This is a genomic window from Novosphingobium malaysiense (assembly GCF_000802225.1).
GTDB lineage: Bacteria > Pseudomonadota > Alphaproteobacteria > Sphingomonadales > Sphingomonadaceae > Novosphingobium > Novosphingobium malaysiense.
On the sequence record NZ_JTDI01000006.1, the window covers coordinates 113511 to 129372 of the forward strand.

Annotated in this window: 11 protein-coding genes; 7 read left to right on the forward strand and 4 right to left on the reverse strand. The window is 62.6% G+C overall.

Annotated elements, in window-relative coordinates; all coding sequences use genetic code 11:
• The first annotated feature begins 57 nt into the window (after positions 1-57).
• Both LK12_RS18220 and LK12_RS18225 read left to right on the forward strand, forming a co-directional pair.
• Positions 58-1446, forward strand: coding sequence for a DUF1254 domain-containing protein (locus tag LK12_RS18220; RefSeq protein WP_197063594.1), 1389 nt, complete (start codon positions 58-60; stop codon positions 1444-1446).
• Positions 1447-2041: 595 nt separating this feature from the next.
• Positions 2042-3205, forward strand: coding sequence for an isovaleryl-CoA dehydrogenase (locus LK12_RS18225; RefSeq protein ID WP_039287265.1), 1164 nt, complete (start codon positions 2042-2044; stop codon positions 3203-3205).
• Between the two features lie 467 nt (positions 3206-3672).
• Here the strand turns inward: LK12_RS18225 and LK12_RS23965 are convergent, their stop codons facing one another.
• Positions 3673-4356, reverse strand: a complete 684-nt coding sequence (locus LK12_RS23965; RefSeq protein ID WP_052223596.1) for a TetR/AcrR family transcriptional regulator — start codon at positions 4354-4356, stop codon at positions 3673-3675.
• Positions 4353-6095, reverse strand: a complete 1743-nt coding sequence (locus LK12_RS18235) for an N-acyl-D-amino-acid deacylase family protein (protein ID WP_039287268.1) — start codon at positions 6093-6095, stop codon at positions 4353-4355. Before LK12_RS18235 ends, LK12_RS23965 begins: the two co-directional genes overlap by 4 nt.
• A 331-nt stretch (positions 6096-6426) precedes the next feature.
• Between LK12_RS18235 and LK12_RS18240 the strand changes: the two genes are divergently transcribed.
• From LK12_RS18240 to LK12_RS18255, 4 genes are all read left to right on the forward strand, one after another.
• The gene (locus tag LK12_RS18240; RefSeq protein WP_039287271.1) at positions 6427-7461 is read left to right on the forward strand and encodes a hypothetical protein; all 1035 of its coding nucleotides are present in this window, start codon (positions 6427-6429) and stop codon (positions 7459-7461) included.
• 252 nt (positions 7462-7713) lie between these two features.
• A complete protein-coding gene (locus LK12_RS18245) occupies positions 7714-8484 on the forward strand; it encodes a helix-turn-helix domain-containing protein (RefSeq protein ID WP_197063595.1) in 771 nt (256 codons plus the stop codon).
• Between the two features lie 40 nt (positions 8485-8524).
• Positions 8525-9670, forward strand: a complete 1146-nt coding sequence (locus LK12_RS18250) for a sulfotransferase family protein (RefSeq protein WP_052223597.1) — start codon at positions 8525-8527, stop codon at positions 9668-9670.
• 28 nt (positions 9671-9698) lie between these two features.
• Positions 9699-10892 (forward strand): MFS transporter, encoded by a 1194-nt coding sequence (locus tag LK12_RS18255; protein ID WP_039287274.1) that lies wholly within the window; start codon positions 9699-9701, stop codon positions 10890-10892.
• Positions 10893-10965: 73 nt separating this feature from the next.
• Here LK12_RS18255 and LK12_RS18260 read toward each other — a convergent pair whose 3' ends face one another.
• On the reverse strand, positions 10966-13497 hold the full coding sequence (locus LK12_RS18260; RefSeq protein WP_052223598.1) for a TonB-dependent receptor: 2532 nt from the start codon (positions 13495-13497) through the stop codon (positions 10966-10968).
• 407 nt (positions 13498-13904) lie between these two features.
• Positions 13905-14516, reverse strand: a complete 612-nt coding sequence (locus LK12_RS18275; RefSeq protein WP_197063596.1) for a TetR/AcrR family transcriptional regulator — start codon at positions 14514-14516, stop codon at positions 13905-13907.
• A gap of 77 nt (positions 14517-14593) precedes the next feature.
• On the opposite strand from LK12_RS18275, the gene LK12_RS18280 reads away from it, so the two are divergent.
• Positions 14594-15862, forward strand: coding sequence for a cytochrome P450 (locus LK12_RS18280; RefSeq protein WP_039287284.1), 1269 nt, complete (start codon positions 14594-14596; stop codon positions 15860-15862).

Consider the following 15862-nt stretch of genomic DNA (forward strand, 5'->3'; position numbering starts at 1 on the left):
CGCCGGAAGCGCCTGTCACTGGTGTCGCCCCTTTTCGCCTCGTTTGCCCTTGCTGCCTTGGCACCCCCTGTCGGGGCGGCAGAGGCGAGCGATGCGCCCGCAACCTCATTGGCCGAAGCGGACAGCAACGAAGAAATCTTCGATCCTCGCCGCTGCGATGCTTATGCATCGATGGTGAAGGCATATGTCTGGGGCAAGCCCTTCGTCGATGCAGCGAAGATCAGGGTATTCTTCACAAGGCCGGCCGATCCGCTGCCACCGCGTGCGCCATCGGTGGCCGGCAATGCTCTCAACCGTTTCGGACATGGCCGCATCTTGGCCGATCCGGCCAACAAGTCGGGAGTAGGGCCGAACAACGATACACTGTACAGCAATGTGACGTTCGACGTGACCACCGGCCCTTTCGTCGTGACGACGCCCGATTTCGGGGACCGTTACTATACCTTCTCGGTCGCCCATCCCGACAGTTCGACGACGGCATCGTATGGCAGCCGAACCCATGGCGGCAAATTGCCTCCCCTGTTTATCCATTCCAGAGGATACGCGGGCCCAGTTCCCGCTGGAATGATCGATATAGAGACTGCGGACCGTTACCTGCATCTCTGGGGCCGCGTCCTGGTTCGCTCATCGCAGGATATTCCAGCGGTGCACAAGCTGCAGGACGCGATGAAGATTCAACGCTACGTCGACGGTCGCCTCGAACCGGTCGGACCACCGCCAGACCAGATACCCTTCCCGTCAGGCGATGGAGCCCGAGCGTTCCTGCGGCAGTTGGCTATAGCGGTGGAAGATATGGCGCTATCTCCGCAGGACCAGGCGGTATGGCGGCGCCTAGAGCCTCTTGTTGAGGCTGCGCAAGCCACCGACTGGCCCGCGGGATACGACACCGACACTATTGAACGGGGCCTTGCAGACGGCAAGGCGATAGTCACGCGCGCAGCCGCCAGCTTCGGGAAGGCTGCAGGCGGCTGGAGCGTCAATCTTGCAGGTGCGCGTTTCGGTTCCGACTGGCTTCTGCGCGCCGCGATCGCCAAGGACCAGATCTTCGTTACCATCCCCGAAGAAGCGATCTACCCCATCGCCCGCACTGCGGCCGATGGGAGCGTCCTCGATGGACACAATGCCTATCGCATTTCGATGACCGCGCCCCCGCCTGTGCGCGGCTTCTGGTCCATCACCCTTTATGACGACAAGGGCGCAATGGTCGCCAATCCAATCTCTCGGTATTCGGTTGGCAACCGTACGCCGGGGCTGAAGTTCAGTGCGGATGAGCCTACCGAGATCATCATCTCGCACAGCCGACCGCAGGAAGCCGGAGCAGTCTGGCTTCCGGCACCCAAGGGACCCTTTTATCTCATGATGCGTCTTTACGGCCCGGATAAGGCCATACAATCGGGTCAATGGCTGCCGCCTTCGATCCAGCCGAGCCGGAAATCGCTTCAGTGAGGTCCACTGGCAAGGAATGCTAGGCGCCGCTCGGGCCATCCCCAATACATGTGATCAACTCGCGCGCTCGGTCATGGAGGCGAGTGGGCTCTGGTTTGTTGGAGGTGGGAAATCGTGTGCTAGGGTGCGTCCCGATTACAGTGTGCAGCGGATTGGACTCAGGGGGGGCACAGAAAAAACACGGCTGCCGCGCAAAGGTCAGGGCGGCCAAGCCGTGCGAGAAGGGCTATAAGCTTTCAGACGAACATCCGCTCTACCTGCTCGTCACACCGAGCGGCGGAAAGCCGTGGCGGATGGATTTTCAAGTCGACGAAATGCGTAAAAGCCTGTCCTAGGGCCCCTCTTGAATGGCGGGTTTGGCAGATGCCCGCAACAAACCCGAAGAAGCTCGAAATCTGTTGAGGGAATCCCGGCCGTAAGGGCGGGTTGATGTGTGAAGCTGCCGGTATCGACGACGGCAAGGAACCGCCGGACATGTGTGCTTTTTAGCATAGAAAATGCCTATTCTTTGTGTGTCGCAATTTCAATTTTTCAATGGATGGTCCGTCTTGTATTCACAGTGGTGAATCTAGGTCCGAGCGCGAGAGGAACCCCCATGCGAGCCACACCGGAATTCGACTTCGGACTGAGCGAAAGCGCGCAGATGATCCGTGAGACGGTCGCGCGCTTCGCCGACGAACAGATCGCGCCGCTGGCCGCGAAAGTAGATGCGGAGGACTGGTTTCCCCGCGATCTCTGGCCGGCTATGGGCGAACTGGGCCTGCACGGCATCACCGTCGAAGAGGACTGGGGCGGGATCGGCCTCGGCTATCTCGAGCACGTCATCGCCGTGGAGGAGGTGAGCCGGGCATCGGCATCGGTGGGCCTGTCCTACGGCGCGCATTCCAACTTGTGCGTAAATCAGATCCGTCGCTGGGGTACGGATGCGCAGAAGGCAAAGTACCTGCCGAAACTGATCTCCGGTGAGCACGTGGGCAGCCTTGCCATGTCCGAGACGGGCGCGGGATCGGACGTCGTCGGCATGAAGCTGCGCGCCGAGGCGGTCGAGGAGGGCTTCCGGCTCAACGGCACCAAGTTCTGGATCACCAACGGCACATATGCCGATACCCTGGTGGTCTATGCCAAGACCGATCCCGCTGCCGGTTCGAAGGGGATCACGGCCTTCCTGATCGAGAAGGGCATGGAGGGCTTCTCGATCGGGCAGAAGATCGACAAGATGGGTATGCGCGGCTCGCCCACTTGCGAACTGGTGTTCACCGATTGCTTCGTGCCCGCAGAGAACGTCATGGGGCCGCTGCACGGCGGTGTGGGGGTTCTGATGAGCGGGCTCGACTACGAGCGGGTGGTGCTGGCCGGGCTGCAGATCGGGATCATGCAGGCCTGTCTCGACACCGTCATTCCCTACGTCCGTGAGCGGCAGCAGTTCGGCAAGCCCATCGGTGCATTCCAGCTCATGCAGGCGAAGGTTGCTGACATGTACGTCGCGCTGCAATCGGCGCGGGCCTATGTCTATGCGGTCGCACGGGCCTGCGATGCCGGGCAGACGACGCGGTTCGATGCGGCAGGCGCGATCCTGCTCGCCAGCGAGAACGCCTTCCGGGTCTCCGGCGAGGCGGTTCAGGCGCTGGGCGGCGCGGGCTATACCAAGGACTGGCCGGTCGAACGCTACCTGCGCGATGCCAAGCTGCTTGACATCGGCGCGGGCTCAAACGAGGTCCGCCGCATGCTGATCGGGCGCGAACTCATCGGCGCGGCCTGACCGAGGCCGGGGCTGTACGCATTCTGGCGAAAGACCTGCTGTTCCCCGAGGGCCCGGTCGCGTTGCCCGACGGGGATGTCGCGCTCGTCGAAATGGGCCGGGGAACGGCCACGGTCGTGGACCGGGACGGGGCTATCGAACGCCGTGTCGAAGTTGGCGGCGGCCCCAACGGGGGAGGTGACGGTCCTCTAGGGGCTGTCGGTGAGCGCTCCTAGATGATGCCCAATGATCTTGTCTTCGATGACAAGGGGGGCTTGTGGTTCACCGATTTCGGCATATCCGGTGCACGCACATGCCAGCTGGGGACTAAGGACCAATCACCCAGCGTCCGATGGCCTTCCTCGTTCCCGGCCGTTTACATCTCCCCGCTGATTCTTGAGGTATGGAACGGGGTATGAAATCCCGGATGTAGGTATCGTGTCTAACGGCACCGGCGGCTGACCAAAGGTGTAAAGGATATTGGCTGCTCAGTTCGATGGAGCGTGCGCCCGCTTTCCAACAAAGTTGATGAAATGGTCGGTCAGGATGTCGACGATCAGAAAGTCGGCGGCCAAACTTAGGCTGCGAGCCGCATGGTTGCTCTGGTCCAGAATCTCGTAGAGCAAAAGGGATGCCTCGACGTAGCGCCGCCGATCCGATTGTGCACGGGCGTCGAGCGCGAAGGCGGGGATAGTCTTGCCGAGTTCCTCGATGATAGCGTCGATGAAGGCATGTCCTTCCTGGGCAAAGCCGCTCTCGATGACGTTGGCCTGCATGAAGGCTTGAAGAATCGCGCGTTGTTCGCGGTCGATCGCGAAGATCGAGGCGATCCATTCCCGCACCGTGGAGCGGTCCTGAAAGTCCTTTTGGCCGATGGCGGCAATCATCGGCATGTGCGCGCGCGAATTGGCGCGAAACAGCTCGGATGCAATCTCTGCCTTGCCGCCGAAGTGGCGGTAGAAGGTCATCCGGCTGACGCCTGCGCCCGAGGCGATGTCCTCGACCGAGACCGGCGCATAGCCGCGTTCGCAGAATTCGGTCGCGGCGGCGCGCAGGAGCCGGCTGCGGGTGTCCTTCTTGCGGCGGTTCTGGAATTCAGCCAGTCCCGCAGGAACGGCGGCTGACGCATCGCCAGCCGCCGCCTCGTCAATCTGGGCGCCGTGGTCGCTCATTCCGCCGCGATCGCCAGCGGTTCCTGTGTTTCCGGTCCGACGAAGCGCCCCGGATAGCGGCCGGTGAATTCGCCGCGATCGAAGGTCGGCTCGCCGTTGACCAGCGTCAGGCGCATCGGCGCGGGATCGCGCGTATATCGGTAGGTGCGGCCGCCGGTGCCGTCCCAGACATCCCAGGTCTTCTTCTCGGGGCGCATTTCGATCTCATCGAGATTGAATACGGTGATGTCCGCGACTTTGCCGACTTCGATCAGGCCGCGATCGTGCAGACCGAAGAATTGGGCCAGCCGCCAGGTCAGCATGTGCACGCCCTGCTCGATCGAGATGATGTTCCGGTCGCGAACGTAGTCGGTCAGGAGGAACACGTTGTAGCCTGCCCCGCAAAACAGCTTGCCGTGTGCGCCGGCGTCGCTGACGTTGGCCAGCGAATGGGTATCGACGAGGAGCTTTTCGAGAATCTCCTCGTTCTTCTCCCACGACTTCTTGAGGATCACCGATTCCTGGCCATTGTTGAGCACCCATTCGGCCATGGCATCGGAAGCGTGCTCGATCCCGGTCTGCGCCATGTAGTCGGCGAGCGTCACGCCGATCGGGCCGTAGCCGGACTCGCTTTCGCGCAGGAACAGCGCGTCGGGCTGGTGCAGGTAGGAGTGTGCGAACTGGTTGTCCCAGGCCTTACGGGCCCGGGCGCGCCATTCGGGATCGTTCAGCATCGCTACCTTGGCGTCCCAACCGGGGGTGTTGACCAGTTCCTGCCAAACGGGATTGCCGTTCTGGCCGAACACCAGCGTGCGCCCGAAGTTGATTACCGAGGTTGGCGAAAGGACATTGAAGCTGGTGTAGATCGGCAGCCCCTCGGCCTTGAACTGCTCGTGCAGTTCCTCGGCGCGGGGCAACTGGGGCTTCATGTAGTCCAGCACGGGCATGCCGGCCCACTGCATCCGCACGCCCGTCTTCTTCGCAAGCTTGCCGAAGCGTTCGAGGCTGTCGTTGGCGGTATGGCGCATAAAGTAGTCGAGAATGACCTGCAGGGACGCGCCGGGATAGCGCGCGACCACGCGCATCAGCGCTTCGAGCTCGGCATCGTCGGCAAGCTGCGAGGGCAGGGGGCGTTCGTACTTGTCGTAGTCGAGGAAGTTGGACGAGAGCCCCATCGCGCCTGCCGCCAGCGCGTCTTCGAGCAGTCCGCACATCCGGGCGATCTCGTCCGGCGACGCGGCGCGCGACCAGGCATCCTGCCCCATCACCGCCAGCCGCAGCGGAATGTGGCCGCAGAACGCGCAGAAGTTCAGCGGCAGCCGGACCTTGGCCTCCATCGAAGCCTTGTATTCGCTCCACTTGGTCCAATCCCACGGCACGATGGAGCGCATCGGCTCTTCGGGGATGTCCTCGAAGTAGTTGAAGATGTCGATCACGTTCTGACGGTCTTCCTCGCTCGCAGGTGCGGGTGCCATCGAGAAGCCGCAATTGCCGTTGATCGAAGTCGTCGCGCCATAGGCCGGAAGCGGATCGAGGTTGGGGGACCACCAGACACCGCCGTCCCAGTGGTTGTGTGTCTCGATCAGGCCGGGCGTGACATAACATCCGCTGGCATCGAACACGCGCTCGCCGGTGCCCGGTTCCAGGTCCTTGCCGATGTCGACGATCTTGCCGCCGGCCACGCGAACATCGGCGGCATAGGCCGGGGCGCCCGAGCCATCCACTACCGTGCCGCCCTTGATGAGGGTGCGGATTTCCATCTGATTTCTCCCAGTTCGAATCGGCTTTGCCGTAAATACGTTACAATATGTCACGCATTACGTCCGGACAGGAATAAAATGCAATAGGTTTGATGTATTAATCGGTTCGGGATCATGCCGCCGAGGCAGTTTGAGGCTCTGCCCCGAGTTCCGTGCAGATGGAATTCCGCTGTTGGATTCCGTCATGACGGAACCGATACTTGGCGATCGTCCGAACCTGAAGGAAAGCAGTCTGGCCACCGTGCGACGTGCCGCAAGGGGGTGGGCGTGCCTGTCGTGACCGGAAGGCTTCACCTTGCGGCACGTGGCACGACACTGGGAGATCTGGACCATGACAACCGACCTGACCGGCGGCTTCGACCCGTCATCCGAATATGTGCTCACCGAGCCGCAGACGACGCCGGGCATGCAGGAGGGCGTCAACTGGTGGCTGTGGGATGATGACGGTCGGTTCGGCATGCCGCGCCTCGCGGTCGAGGCCTATGCGCCGGACTGGAACAATCAGCAGGTGCAGATCAACGTGATCGAGCCCGGCGGCCGTTTGCTGCGCAACTGGGATTTCGCGCCTGCCCACAAGGTTCTCGGCCCGGACGGCAAGGCGTCGCACTTTGGCAGTGGCGGCTTGTGGTTCGATTGCATCGAGCCGTTCAGGCATTACCGCGCGAAGTACTTCGGTGCCGCCTACGAGGGCACGTTCGCGGCCATGGTGAAGCCGGATTTCGCGACCGGGAAACTGGCCGGTCTGGCGTTCGACATAGAGGCCGAATGCGTCGTCCCGCCGTGGAAGCAGGGCACGATGTCGAGCGAGGCCTCCGAGCGCATGGCCAGCGGCACCGAGGCGGATTTCATGGGCGGCAAGCGTGTCGAACAGCTCTGCCGGATCAAGGGTACGGTCAACCTCGATGGCCGCAACCGCGCGTTCACGGGCGGCGCGCTGCGCATCCGGCGTACCGGGGTGCGCAAGATCACGGGCTTCTGGGGGCACTGCTGGCAATCGGCGGTTTTCCCGAGCGGCAAGGCCTTCGGCTATATCGCCTATCCCCCGCGTCCCGATGGCGCGCAGTCCTACAACGAGGGATACCTGTTCCTTGGCGATGGCGAACTGATCCCGGCTCGTGTCGTGCAGGCGCCCTGGCTCACCGAAATTCGCTTCTCGGGCGAGGATGTTGGCCTCGTCCTCGAAACGGCGGACGGTGCCCGTTACCAGATCGGCGGGGAGACCTTCGGCGGGATGCCCAGCATACACTCGCTGGCGGAAATGCCCCCGCTGCTGCAGTCCATCGTGCGCTACAGCTGGGACGGGGAGAGCGCCTACGGCATGATGGAGCGCTCCAACCTGGCCGAACGGGTCACGATGCCGGCATGAACCTGAATACACACGGGCCTTGCCCGGACGAACCCTCGCGCCTCCGCCCCGCCATCACCCGCACGAAGATCGGGGCTGACGCCTTGCACTCCGCATGCTTTTGGCCGACCCCTTGTATTGGCCGCCGGGAGTCGGTCGACAGGCAGGGATGTGCTTCGAAAGCTGGGCATGGAAACCACTCATCCTCAAGGCAGGCTCGATGGGGGAAGCCCCGCCGAAGCGGGATCGGGAACGCCGGGCAGGAGCGGGCTGGTGAGCGAGCGCAATCTGTCGAAGTCTGCGCTACGGGCACTGGAGTTGCTGGAGTTCTTCGCGGCGCGGCGCCGACCGGCACGGGCGAGCGAGGTTACGCGTTCGCTGGGGCTCAGCCATTCGAGCGCCGACCAGTTGCTCAAGACGCTGGCCTCCCGGGCCTATCTCATTTTCGATTCCACTCAGAAGCTATATTGGCCCTCGCCGCGGCTGCTTGCTTTCGCGGAAACGCTCGACGAGAGCTACTTTGGGGGCAACCGCTTGCAGATGCTGATGCAGTATCTGGTGGACAGGACGGGGTGCAGCGTCGCGATCTCGACCCCGGTCGGGCATGTGATGCAGTTGACGCATTTCCTCGCGCCGCCGGGCAAGATCTACGACCGTCCGCCGGGCGAGCTGTTCTCGATCTTCTCGTCCGCGGCGGGCGCGGCGATCATGGCGACCTGGCCCGTCGCGACCGTGCGGACGCTAATCGCCGAGGCCGCGGACGAGCTCGGCGAGATGGCGGCCCGGGCGGACACGATCATCGCCAATCTGGCCGAGGTGCGCGAGAACGGGCATGCGTTCGGCGGCCTGCATCGGCGTGCGGACACCTGCTCGGTGGCGATCGCGCTGCCGCAATCGGGCGTGAACAACGAACTGACGCTGAGCTTGCGCGGGGCCATACCGGTGATGGAGGCGCGGCGCTGGCATTATGCTGCAATGCTTCACGAGGCTGTGGCCAGCATCATCGCGCCTGCGCCACCCGAACGCTCCGCAATTTGGGAATGACGCCTCGCCGGAATGCCGGGGCTCCGTGGGGGACGCCGGCATGATGGACGTTTCCCAGCTGATAAAGGCTGCGAAAGAGGCCACGGGCCTGACGCAGTTCGGTGAGGATGGCTGGCAGGTGGGCCTGGAAATCCTGGTGCATTCCGCCAACCGCGAGGCAGGCCTGAACGCGATTGGCGCGGGCACGATCGAAGCGATGCTGGTCGGCTTGCTGGCGCAGCGCCTCCAGGTCGAGGACTGGTATGCGCGCCACCCGGAAATCGATGAGCAGGCGATTACTGCGCCGCTGATGGTCCTGGGGCTGCCGCGCACCGGTTCCACGGCCTTGCACAACCTACTCGCCGCCGATCCGAGCGTGCGCGTGCTGCGTAACTGGGAGTCGACCGCGCCGTGCCCGCCCCCCGAGACTGCCACGCAGCATACGGACCCGCGTATCGCGGCGATGGCCGAGCAGATGGTCATGCGCGATCTTGCGATGCCGCGCATGAAGCAGATGTTGCCGATGACGGCGACCTCGCCGATCGAGGACCAGTTCCTGATGGCTCTGGACTTCAAGTCCCAGGTCTTCATGCCGATGTTCCGCATCCCGTCGTATGTCGAGTGGTTCGACCACGAAGCGGATCTCGTTCCCACGTTCCGCTACGTGAAGCGGGTTTTGAAGTTGCTGCAGTGGCGCTGCCCGCCGTCACGTTGGCGATTGAAGAATCCGACGTATTCGCAATGCATCGAAGCGCTCGATACCGTGTTCCCCGATGCCCGGTACTGCATGACCCATCGCGACGTGGAGGACGTGATTCCTTCGGTTGCCGATCTCTATTTCGAGATGGCGCAAAGGAATACCGAACGCCCGGATAAGGCTTGGATAGGCGAAGCGACCGCAAGTAATTGCGAACTTGGCATGCGCCGCACGATCGCCTTTCGGGACAGCGGCAACGAAGACCGTTTCCTCGATCTTCATTTCAAGCCGCTGCAATCGGATCCGATTCCGCGCATCGAGCGGCTCTATGCCTTTCTCGGCGAACCGTTCAGCGAGGAAACGCGGCGGAACATGCTTGCCTGGCGGCAGGCGACCCCGCGCGACAAGCATGGACGGCACAAATACAGCGCGGACGACTTCGGGCTTGATAAACAGGCGTTGCGTGCGCGCTTCACGTTCTATTACGACCGCTTCGGCGCGTCCGGGTGAAGCGGGACAGAGGCCGCGGGGAGAGAATGTGACACAAGCCGGAGAGGAGTGGCGGCGCAGCTGGGCCCTGCCGGTTGTCGGCGCCATGGGTATCGCGGGAACGACGCTGTTCCCCGCCATCAGCGGGCTACTGCTGATACCGTTGACCGAGACGTTCGGCTGGAGCCGGGCCGAAGTCTCGATCGCGCTTCTGCTGCAGATGCCGATCGCGCTGATTGCCGGGCCCTGGTTTGGCAAGGTGATAGACCGTCGCGGTGCGCGGCGCGTGTTGCTGGCTGGCATTCCTCTCGCCGCCGTGAGCATGGCCCTGCTGGCCTTGGTCGGCCAAGCGATATGGCAGTGGTGGGCGCTGGTGGCCTTGATGGGGGTGGCTCTGGCTCCGGTTCTCCCGGTAGGCTGGATGGCGGCGATCATCAGCCGTTTCGATGCATCGCGCGGACTGGCGCTGGCGCTGGCGCTGGCCGGCGTCGGCATGGGGGCGGCGGCCTGGCCGGTTCTGGGGGCACTGGTGCTGGACAATTTCGGCTGGCGGGCGACGTTCCCGGTGCTTGGGCTAGGCTGGGGGCTGGTGCTTTGGCCGCTGGCCTATCTGACACTTCCGCGCGAGGCTCCGGCCAGCGAGGAGGGGGGCGCTGCGGCCCCGCGCATCGGCCCAATCCTGCGCACACGCGCGTTTCTGATGCTGACCGCGGCGGGCAGCCTGTTCATTGCGTCGATCTATGGCTTCAATCTCAATCTGGTGCCGATCCTGACCGGGCTCGGCTATACCATTCCCGCGGCGGCAGGCATTGCCGGGATGGCCGGGCTCACCGCGATCGTGGGGCGGATCATCACCGGCCTGCTGCTGGACCGGCTGCCGACACGCCCGCTCGCCACGGCCGTCTTTCTCGTTCCCTTGCTGGCTATCGCCCTGTTCCTGCGTGCGGATGAGGCGGGCTGGATGCCGGTCGTTGCCGTGATATTGATGGGTTTCTCGCTCGGTTCGGAGAGCGACATCATCGCCTATGTCGCATCGCGCCGGTTCGGGGGTGCCGTGTTCGGATCGGTCTACGCCATCGTCAGCGCCATTTTCGCCTTTTCCTCGGCGCTGGGGCCGGTGCTGGCGAACCACATCTACGACGGGCACAGCTCCTATCATCCCTACTATCTCGGTGCGATGCTCGCGATCATGCTCGGTGCCATACTGATGGCGCTTCTGCCTTACCGACAAAGCGCCGACTAAGCGCCTCGGCCCACAAAAAAGTCCCCCGGAGGGCATATTCCGGGGGACACTTGAGCCTGTTCGTGCAGGCTGGTCAGTAGTTGACGATGAAGTCCACGCCGATGGTCCGCGCCTGCTGGAAGCTGGCGTTGACGTTCTGGGCGCCGAACATCAGCATGTAGGACGCATCCTTGTTGTTGGTGAGGTTGCGCGCCCAGACTGCCAGTTCCGCGTCGAGCGGGCCGACCTCGATATCCCGCAGGGCGACACGGCCGTTCAGGATCCAGCGCGATGCGGTGTATTCCCAAGTCGCCTGTGCGGGATCGGAGGCGGTGTCGGCGGGGTGCGTCGCCAGATCGAGGAAGGGGGAATTGCGGTACTTGCCCTGGTAGTTCGCATCGATCCGGAACAGCATCGATGCATCGCCGAACAGCGGCGGGGTGATGTACTGCGCATTCACACCGGCCATCCACTTAGGCAGGGCCGTCGGCGCGACCGGCCGACCGCCATCGGTGATCTGGGGGCTCGGGTTCAGCCACTTGGTGTCGTTATAGGCGAGCGAGCCGCCAATGGTCAGGCCGGCAGCCGGCGCGACCGTGGCTTCAGCCTCGAAACCGCGAGAGCGCACGTTGCCGTTGGAGATCACGACCACGCCGTAAGCGGAGCACGAGACAGGATCTCCGGTGGTGCCGCAAGCGGCATCGATCACGTTGGAGCCGCTCTGGGCCGACTGCAGGTTCTTGTATTTGGCCGTGTACAGCGCGAGATTAAAGCGCAGGTGGTGGTTGAACCAGTCGGATTTCAGGCCGGCTTCCCACGAACTTACTGTCTCGGGCTGGAACACCAGCGGCCCCGAGGCGCCGCCGGAAAGATAGGCGGTCGAGTACTTGCCGTAGACCATGACCGAGTAATCCAGTTTGTAGTTCAGCCCGATCGAATAGCTCGGCTTGGTCTTCTTGAACGGGGTCGTCACCGAACTGGCGCCGACGACTGTTTGCGAGACTGGATCGTAGGTGCCCCCTTCGACGAAAGTCTGGGTCTTCTTGTCGCGCGTGATGCGGCCGCCCAGGACGGCGTCGAGCTTCGGTGTCAGGTGGAATTCCGCCTGCGTGTAAACCGCCATGGACTGGGTCGTCTGGTGCTTTTCCTGAACGTTCCCGAGCAGGAAAGGGCTTGTGGTATCGTATGACAGGTTGCTCAGGTAGACCGGGAAATTGCCCTGGGCCAGCGCGCCGAGGCCGACCAGGACGCCGAAGTTCGTCGGTGATCCCGGCAGGCCGGAGGCGAGTTCGTGCGACTTGAAGTAGAGCGCGCCGGCGGTCAGCGTCAGCAGACGCGAGCGGTACGTCACCTGCAGTTCGTCGCTGAACTGCGAGTACTTGCCATAATTCACGCCGACGTAGCCATCGATCAGCTGGCCCGCCTGCGAGGCGTTGTAGGCCGGGACCGTGAAGCCGGGCGCGAGCGTGATCGAGCCGAGATAGGCAATCACCGCCGGAGTGACGGTTAGCCCGTCGACGCCCATGATCGAGGAAATGCCCAAGGCCGAAGCCGTGCGCCATGCCGTGATATTCTTCACCGCAATGCTGTCGGTCGCCTGCCAGTTGGCGGTGATGACGTGACCCATCGACTTGTTGTAGCCGGGGGCCGCAAAGGCGTTGTTTACGGCATCGGGACGCTTGGGGCTGGAGGAGGCGGGAGGCTGGTAATAGCCGCCGTAGGTCGTGTCGCCGGCCTGCAGGGCAACGAGGCCGCTGAGCAGTGCGCCATTCCACAAGGGGACGCGCGCTTCCGGAGTGCTGTCGTTCTTGGTCCAGTCGAACTTGTACGTCAGGTTGAAGCTGTCGTTGGGCTCCATTTTCACAGCGGCGAACACGCTGTTGGCGTCCTTGCTGCCAAGCCAGTTGGGGGACTTGGTCTTGCCGATGATGTTGTGGAACGGACTGGTGAAATCCAGCGGGGTGCCCGCGCCCAGGTTGCGTATGTCGCCGCGCCTTTCATCGTGCACGAACGTGGCGAAGGCGCTGAATATCCCGATCTGCGGCGTGTCGATCGTGGTACGGGTGCGCAGCGAACTGTGGTTGCCGATCGAGATTTCCTGGCGAAGCTTGAGTTCGCCTGCCGGATCGCGCGTGGAGACGCTGATGGCGCCCGCCGTGGCGTTACGGCCGAACAGCGTGCCTTGAGGACCGCGCAGGACCTCGACTCGTTCGATGTCCGGCAAGTCGAAGACCGCGCCGCGAATGCCGCCGATATATACACCATCGATATACGTGGCGACTTCGCGATCCTGTGCCGGGTCCGATGCCGAAGCGAAGATGCCGCGCATTGAATAGCTTGGCGAAGCGATGCCGCCGGCGTTGGTGCGCGCCAGAAGACCGGGGGCCAGGCCGTTGAGATCCATGACGTTGGCAACGCGGTTTACCTGCAGCGCGTCCTGGGTCACTGCCGTCACGGCCACGGGCACGTCCTGCATGCTCTGCGCGCGCTTCTGCGCGGTCACGATGATTTCCTCGAGACCACCGGAGCCGCCTTCGGCCTGTTGCGCCCACGCCGGCGTTGCGGCCATTCCGCAGGCCATTCCGGCAATCACAGCGATCGAACTGGCACTGGCCATCGCTTTCATTTTCTGAATCTCCTCCCACGCTTTCGGGCATATTTGCCGTAGATGCTGCACGCACGCAGATGCCGACTAATGCCTCTTAATTTATGCATAACAATGCAACGATAAAGTTGCAAAGCATAAAATCACGGCATGACGAGTGGTTCTGGAAGCCGGGGACGCCCATGGAAATGTGGCAGCATGCAGGCGTCGCCGGTATTGCGTCGGGCAGCTGATTATTGCGGATGTTTTGTAGGATGTGGGAGAACGCGGGGGGCAACGCCGGAGCCGGGTCGCTCATGCTCAGTCCATGGTCTCGAACGCTCCGAAACAAGCGAGCAGTGGATAAGGCGCATTGCAATATAAGGGTGTGCGAATTTTGCGCGACACGCAAATGCGTACCTGCGATCAACCCGCAATCATGGGGATGGCTATGCTGCAAGACTCTTGCGGAGCATGGCAATGCTGGCCTCACGCAGCGGCTCGATTTCTGTGGAAGGATCGACGAGTAATTGCATTGAGATGCCGAACATCAGGCTGCCGATCATCAGGCCTGCATCGTGCGGGTCTATGCTGCTGCCGACGCTGCCGTCTTCCAGCCCGCGTTCCACCCATCGTTGCAGATGCGTCTTCACAACCGAATGTGTCTTGGCGAACGATGCGCGCAGGTCGCTGCCCTCGGCGACGGCAGAGGACAAGAGCATGAAATAGGCCTTGGCTTCATTGCGGTGCCCCATGTCTCTCAGACAGAGTTCGACGTAGCCCAGCACGGCATCGATGCCGCGCATGTCGTCGAAGTGATGTTGGCGGATGAGGGCTTCCTGGCGTTCGTGCAGGTGATGCAGGACGGCCTCGATCAGCCCCGACTTGGAGCCGAACCGGACGGTTGCGAGGCCTCGGCTCAGGCCGCTGGTACGGCCCAGAGCCTCGAACGTCACCGCGCCTACGCCGGCTTCAGCGATGACATTGATCGCGGCATTGAGAAGCGCAAGCTCCGATTCCGCCTTGCGTTCTGCGTGTGACCTTCGCTGTCGGGTTGCCATGGACATCTCATTTATTTGTTGGACGACAAGAAAATAAATGCTAGCGCAGCCATCAACGAAAATCCACGGAGGATGTCATGGCCGTACCCGCCGAAATCGCCGCGAGGGTCGTCGATCCGCGCACTTATGCCGATGGTTCCATTTTCGAGTCCTATCGCTGGTTCCGGCAGAATGATCCCTTCGCGCTGATCGAATCTCAGGATTTCGACCCTTTCCGTGTCGTCACCCGCCATGCGGACATCATGGAAGTCGGACGGCGCAATGACGTGTTCCACAATGGCCTGCGCCCGGTGCTCAACACCAAGGTCGGCGAACGCAAGATGCGCGAACTGACGGGCGGTGGACCCATGGTGAAATCGCTGATCCAGATGGATGACGAGGAGCACCGGAAATATCGTGGCCTTACCAGCGCCTGGTTCCAGCCGAACAACGTCAAGCGCATGGAAGCGGACATTCGCGCCATGGCGCGGGCCGCGGTCGATCGAATGGCGGCTTGCGGGGAGACGTGTGATTTCGTGAACGAGGTTTCGCTCCACTACCCGCTGCGCGTCATCATGAGCATTCTGGGCGTCCCCGAGGAGGACGAAGCCCTGATGCTGAAGTTGACCCAGGAAATCTTCGGTTCGACTGATCCGGACCTCAACAAGTCCGGCTACAATTCGCTCGACCTGAAAGACGAGGAACAGAAGGTCGACGTCTCGACCATCCTGAGCCTGATGGGCTATTTTCAAGAGCTGACGAAGCGCAAACGCGCGAACCCGTCTGACGATCTGGCCTCGGTCATCGCCAACGCGCAGGTAGACGGAGCCCCGATCCCGGACCTTGAGATGATGGGGTACTACATCATCACGGCAACCGCCGGACACGACACGACATCGTCATCGACGGCCGGCGCCATGTGGGCCCTGGCAGAAAATCCTGCCGAGTTCCGCAAGCTCAAGGATGACCCGTCGCTGATGGGCACCATGATCGACGAGGCGATCCGCTATACTTCGCCGGTGAAGCATTTCATGCGCACCGCGATGCAGGATACGCAGGTGGGTGACCAGAAGCTGAGCGAGGGCGAATGGCTCATGCTCTGTTTCGCTTCGGGGAATCGCGACGAGACTGTCTTCGAGGATCCCGATGCCTTCCGCGTCGATCGCAAGCCCAATCGCCATGTTGCCTTCGGCTATGGCGCGCACCTGTGCCTCGGCCAGTATCTCGGCAAGATGGAAATGCGCATCCTGTTCGAGGAACTGATCCCGCGGCTGGAATCGGTGGAGATCGATGGCGATGCGGCGATGAGTCAGGCCCTGTTCGTCAATGGGCCGAAGCGCCTGCCGATCCGCTACAAGTTGCGTTGA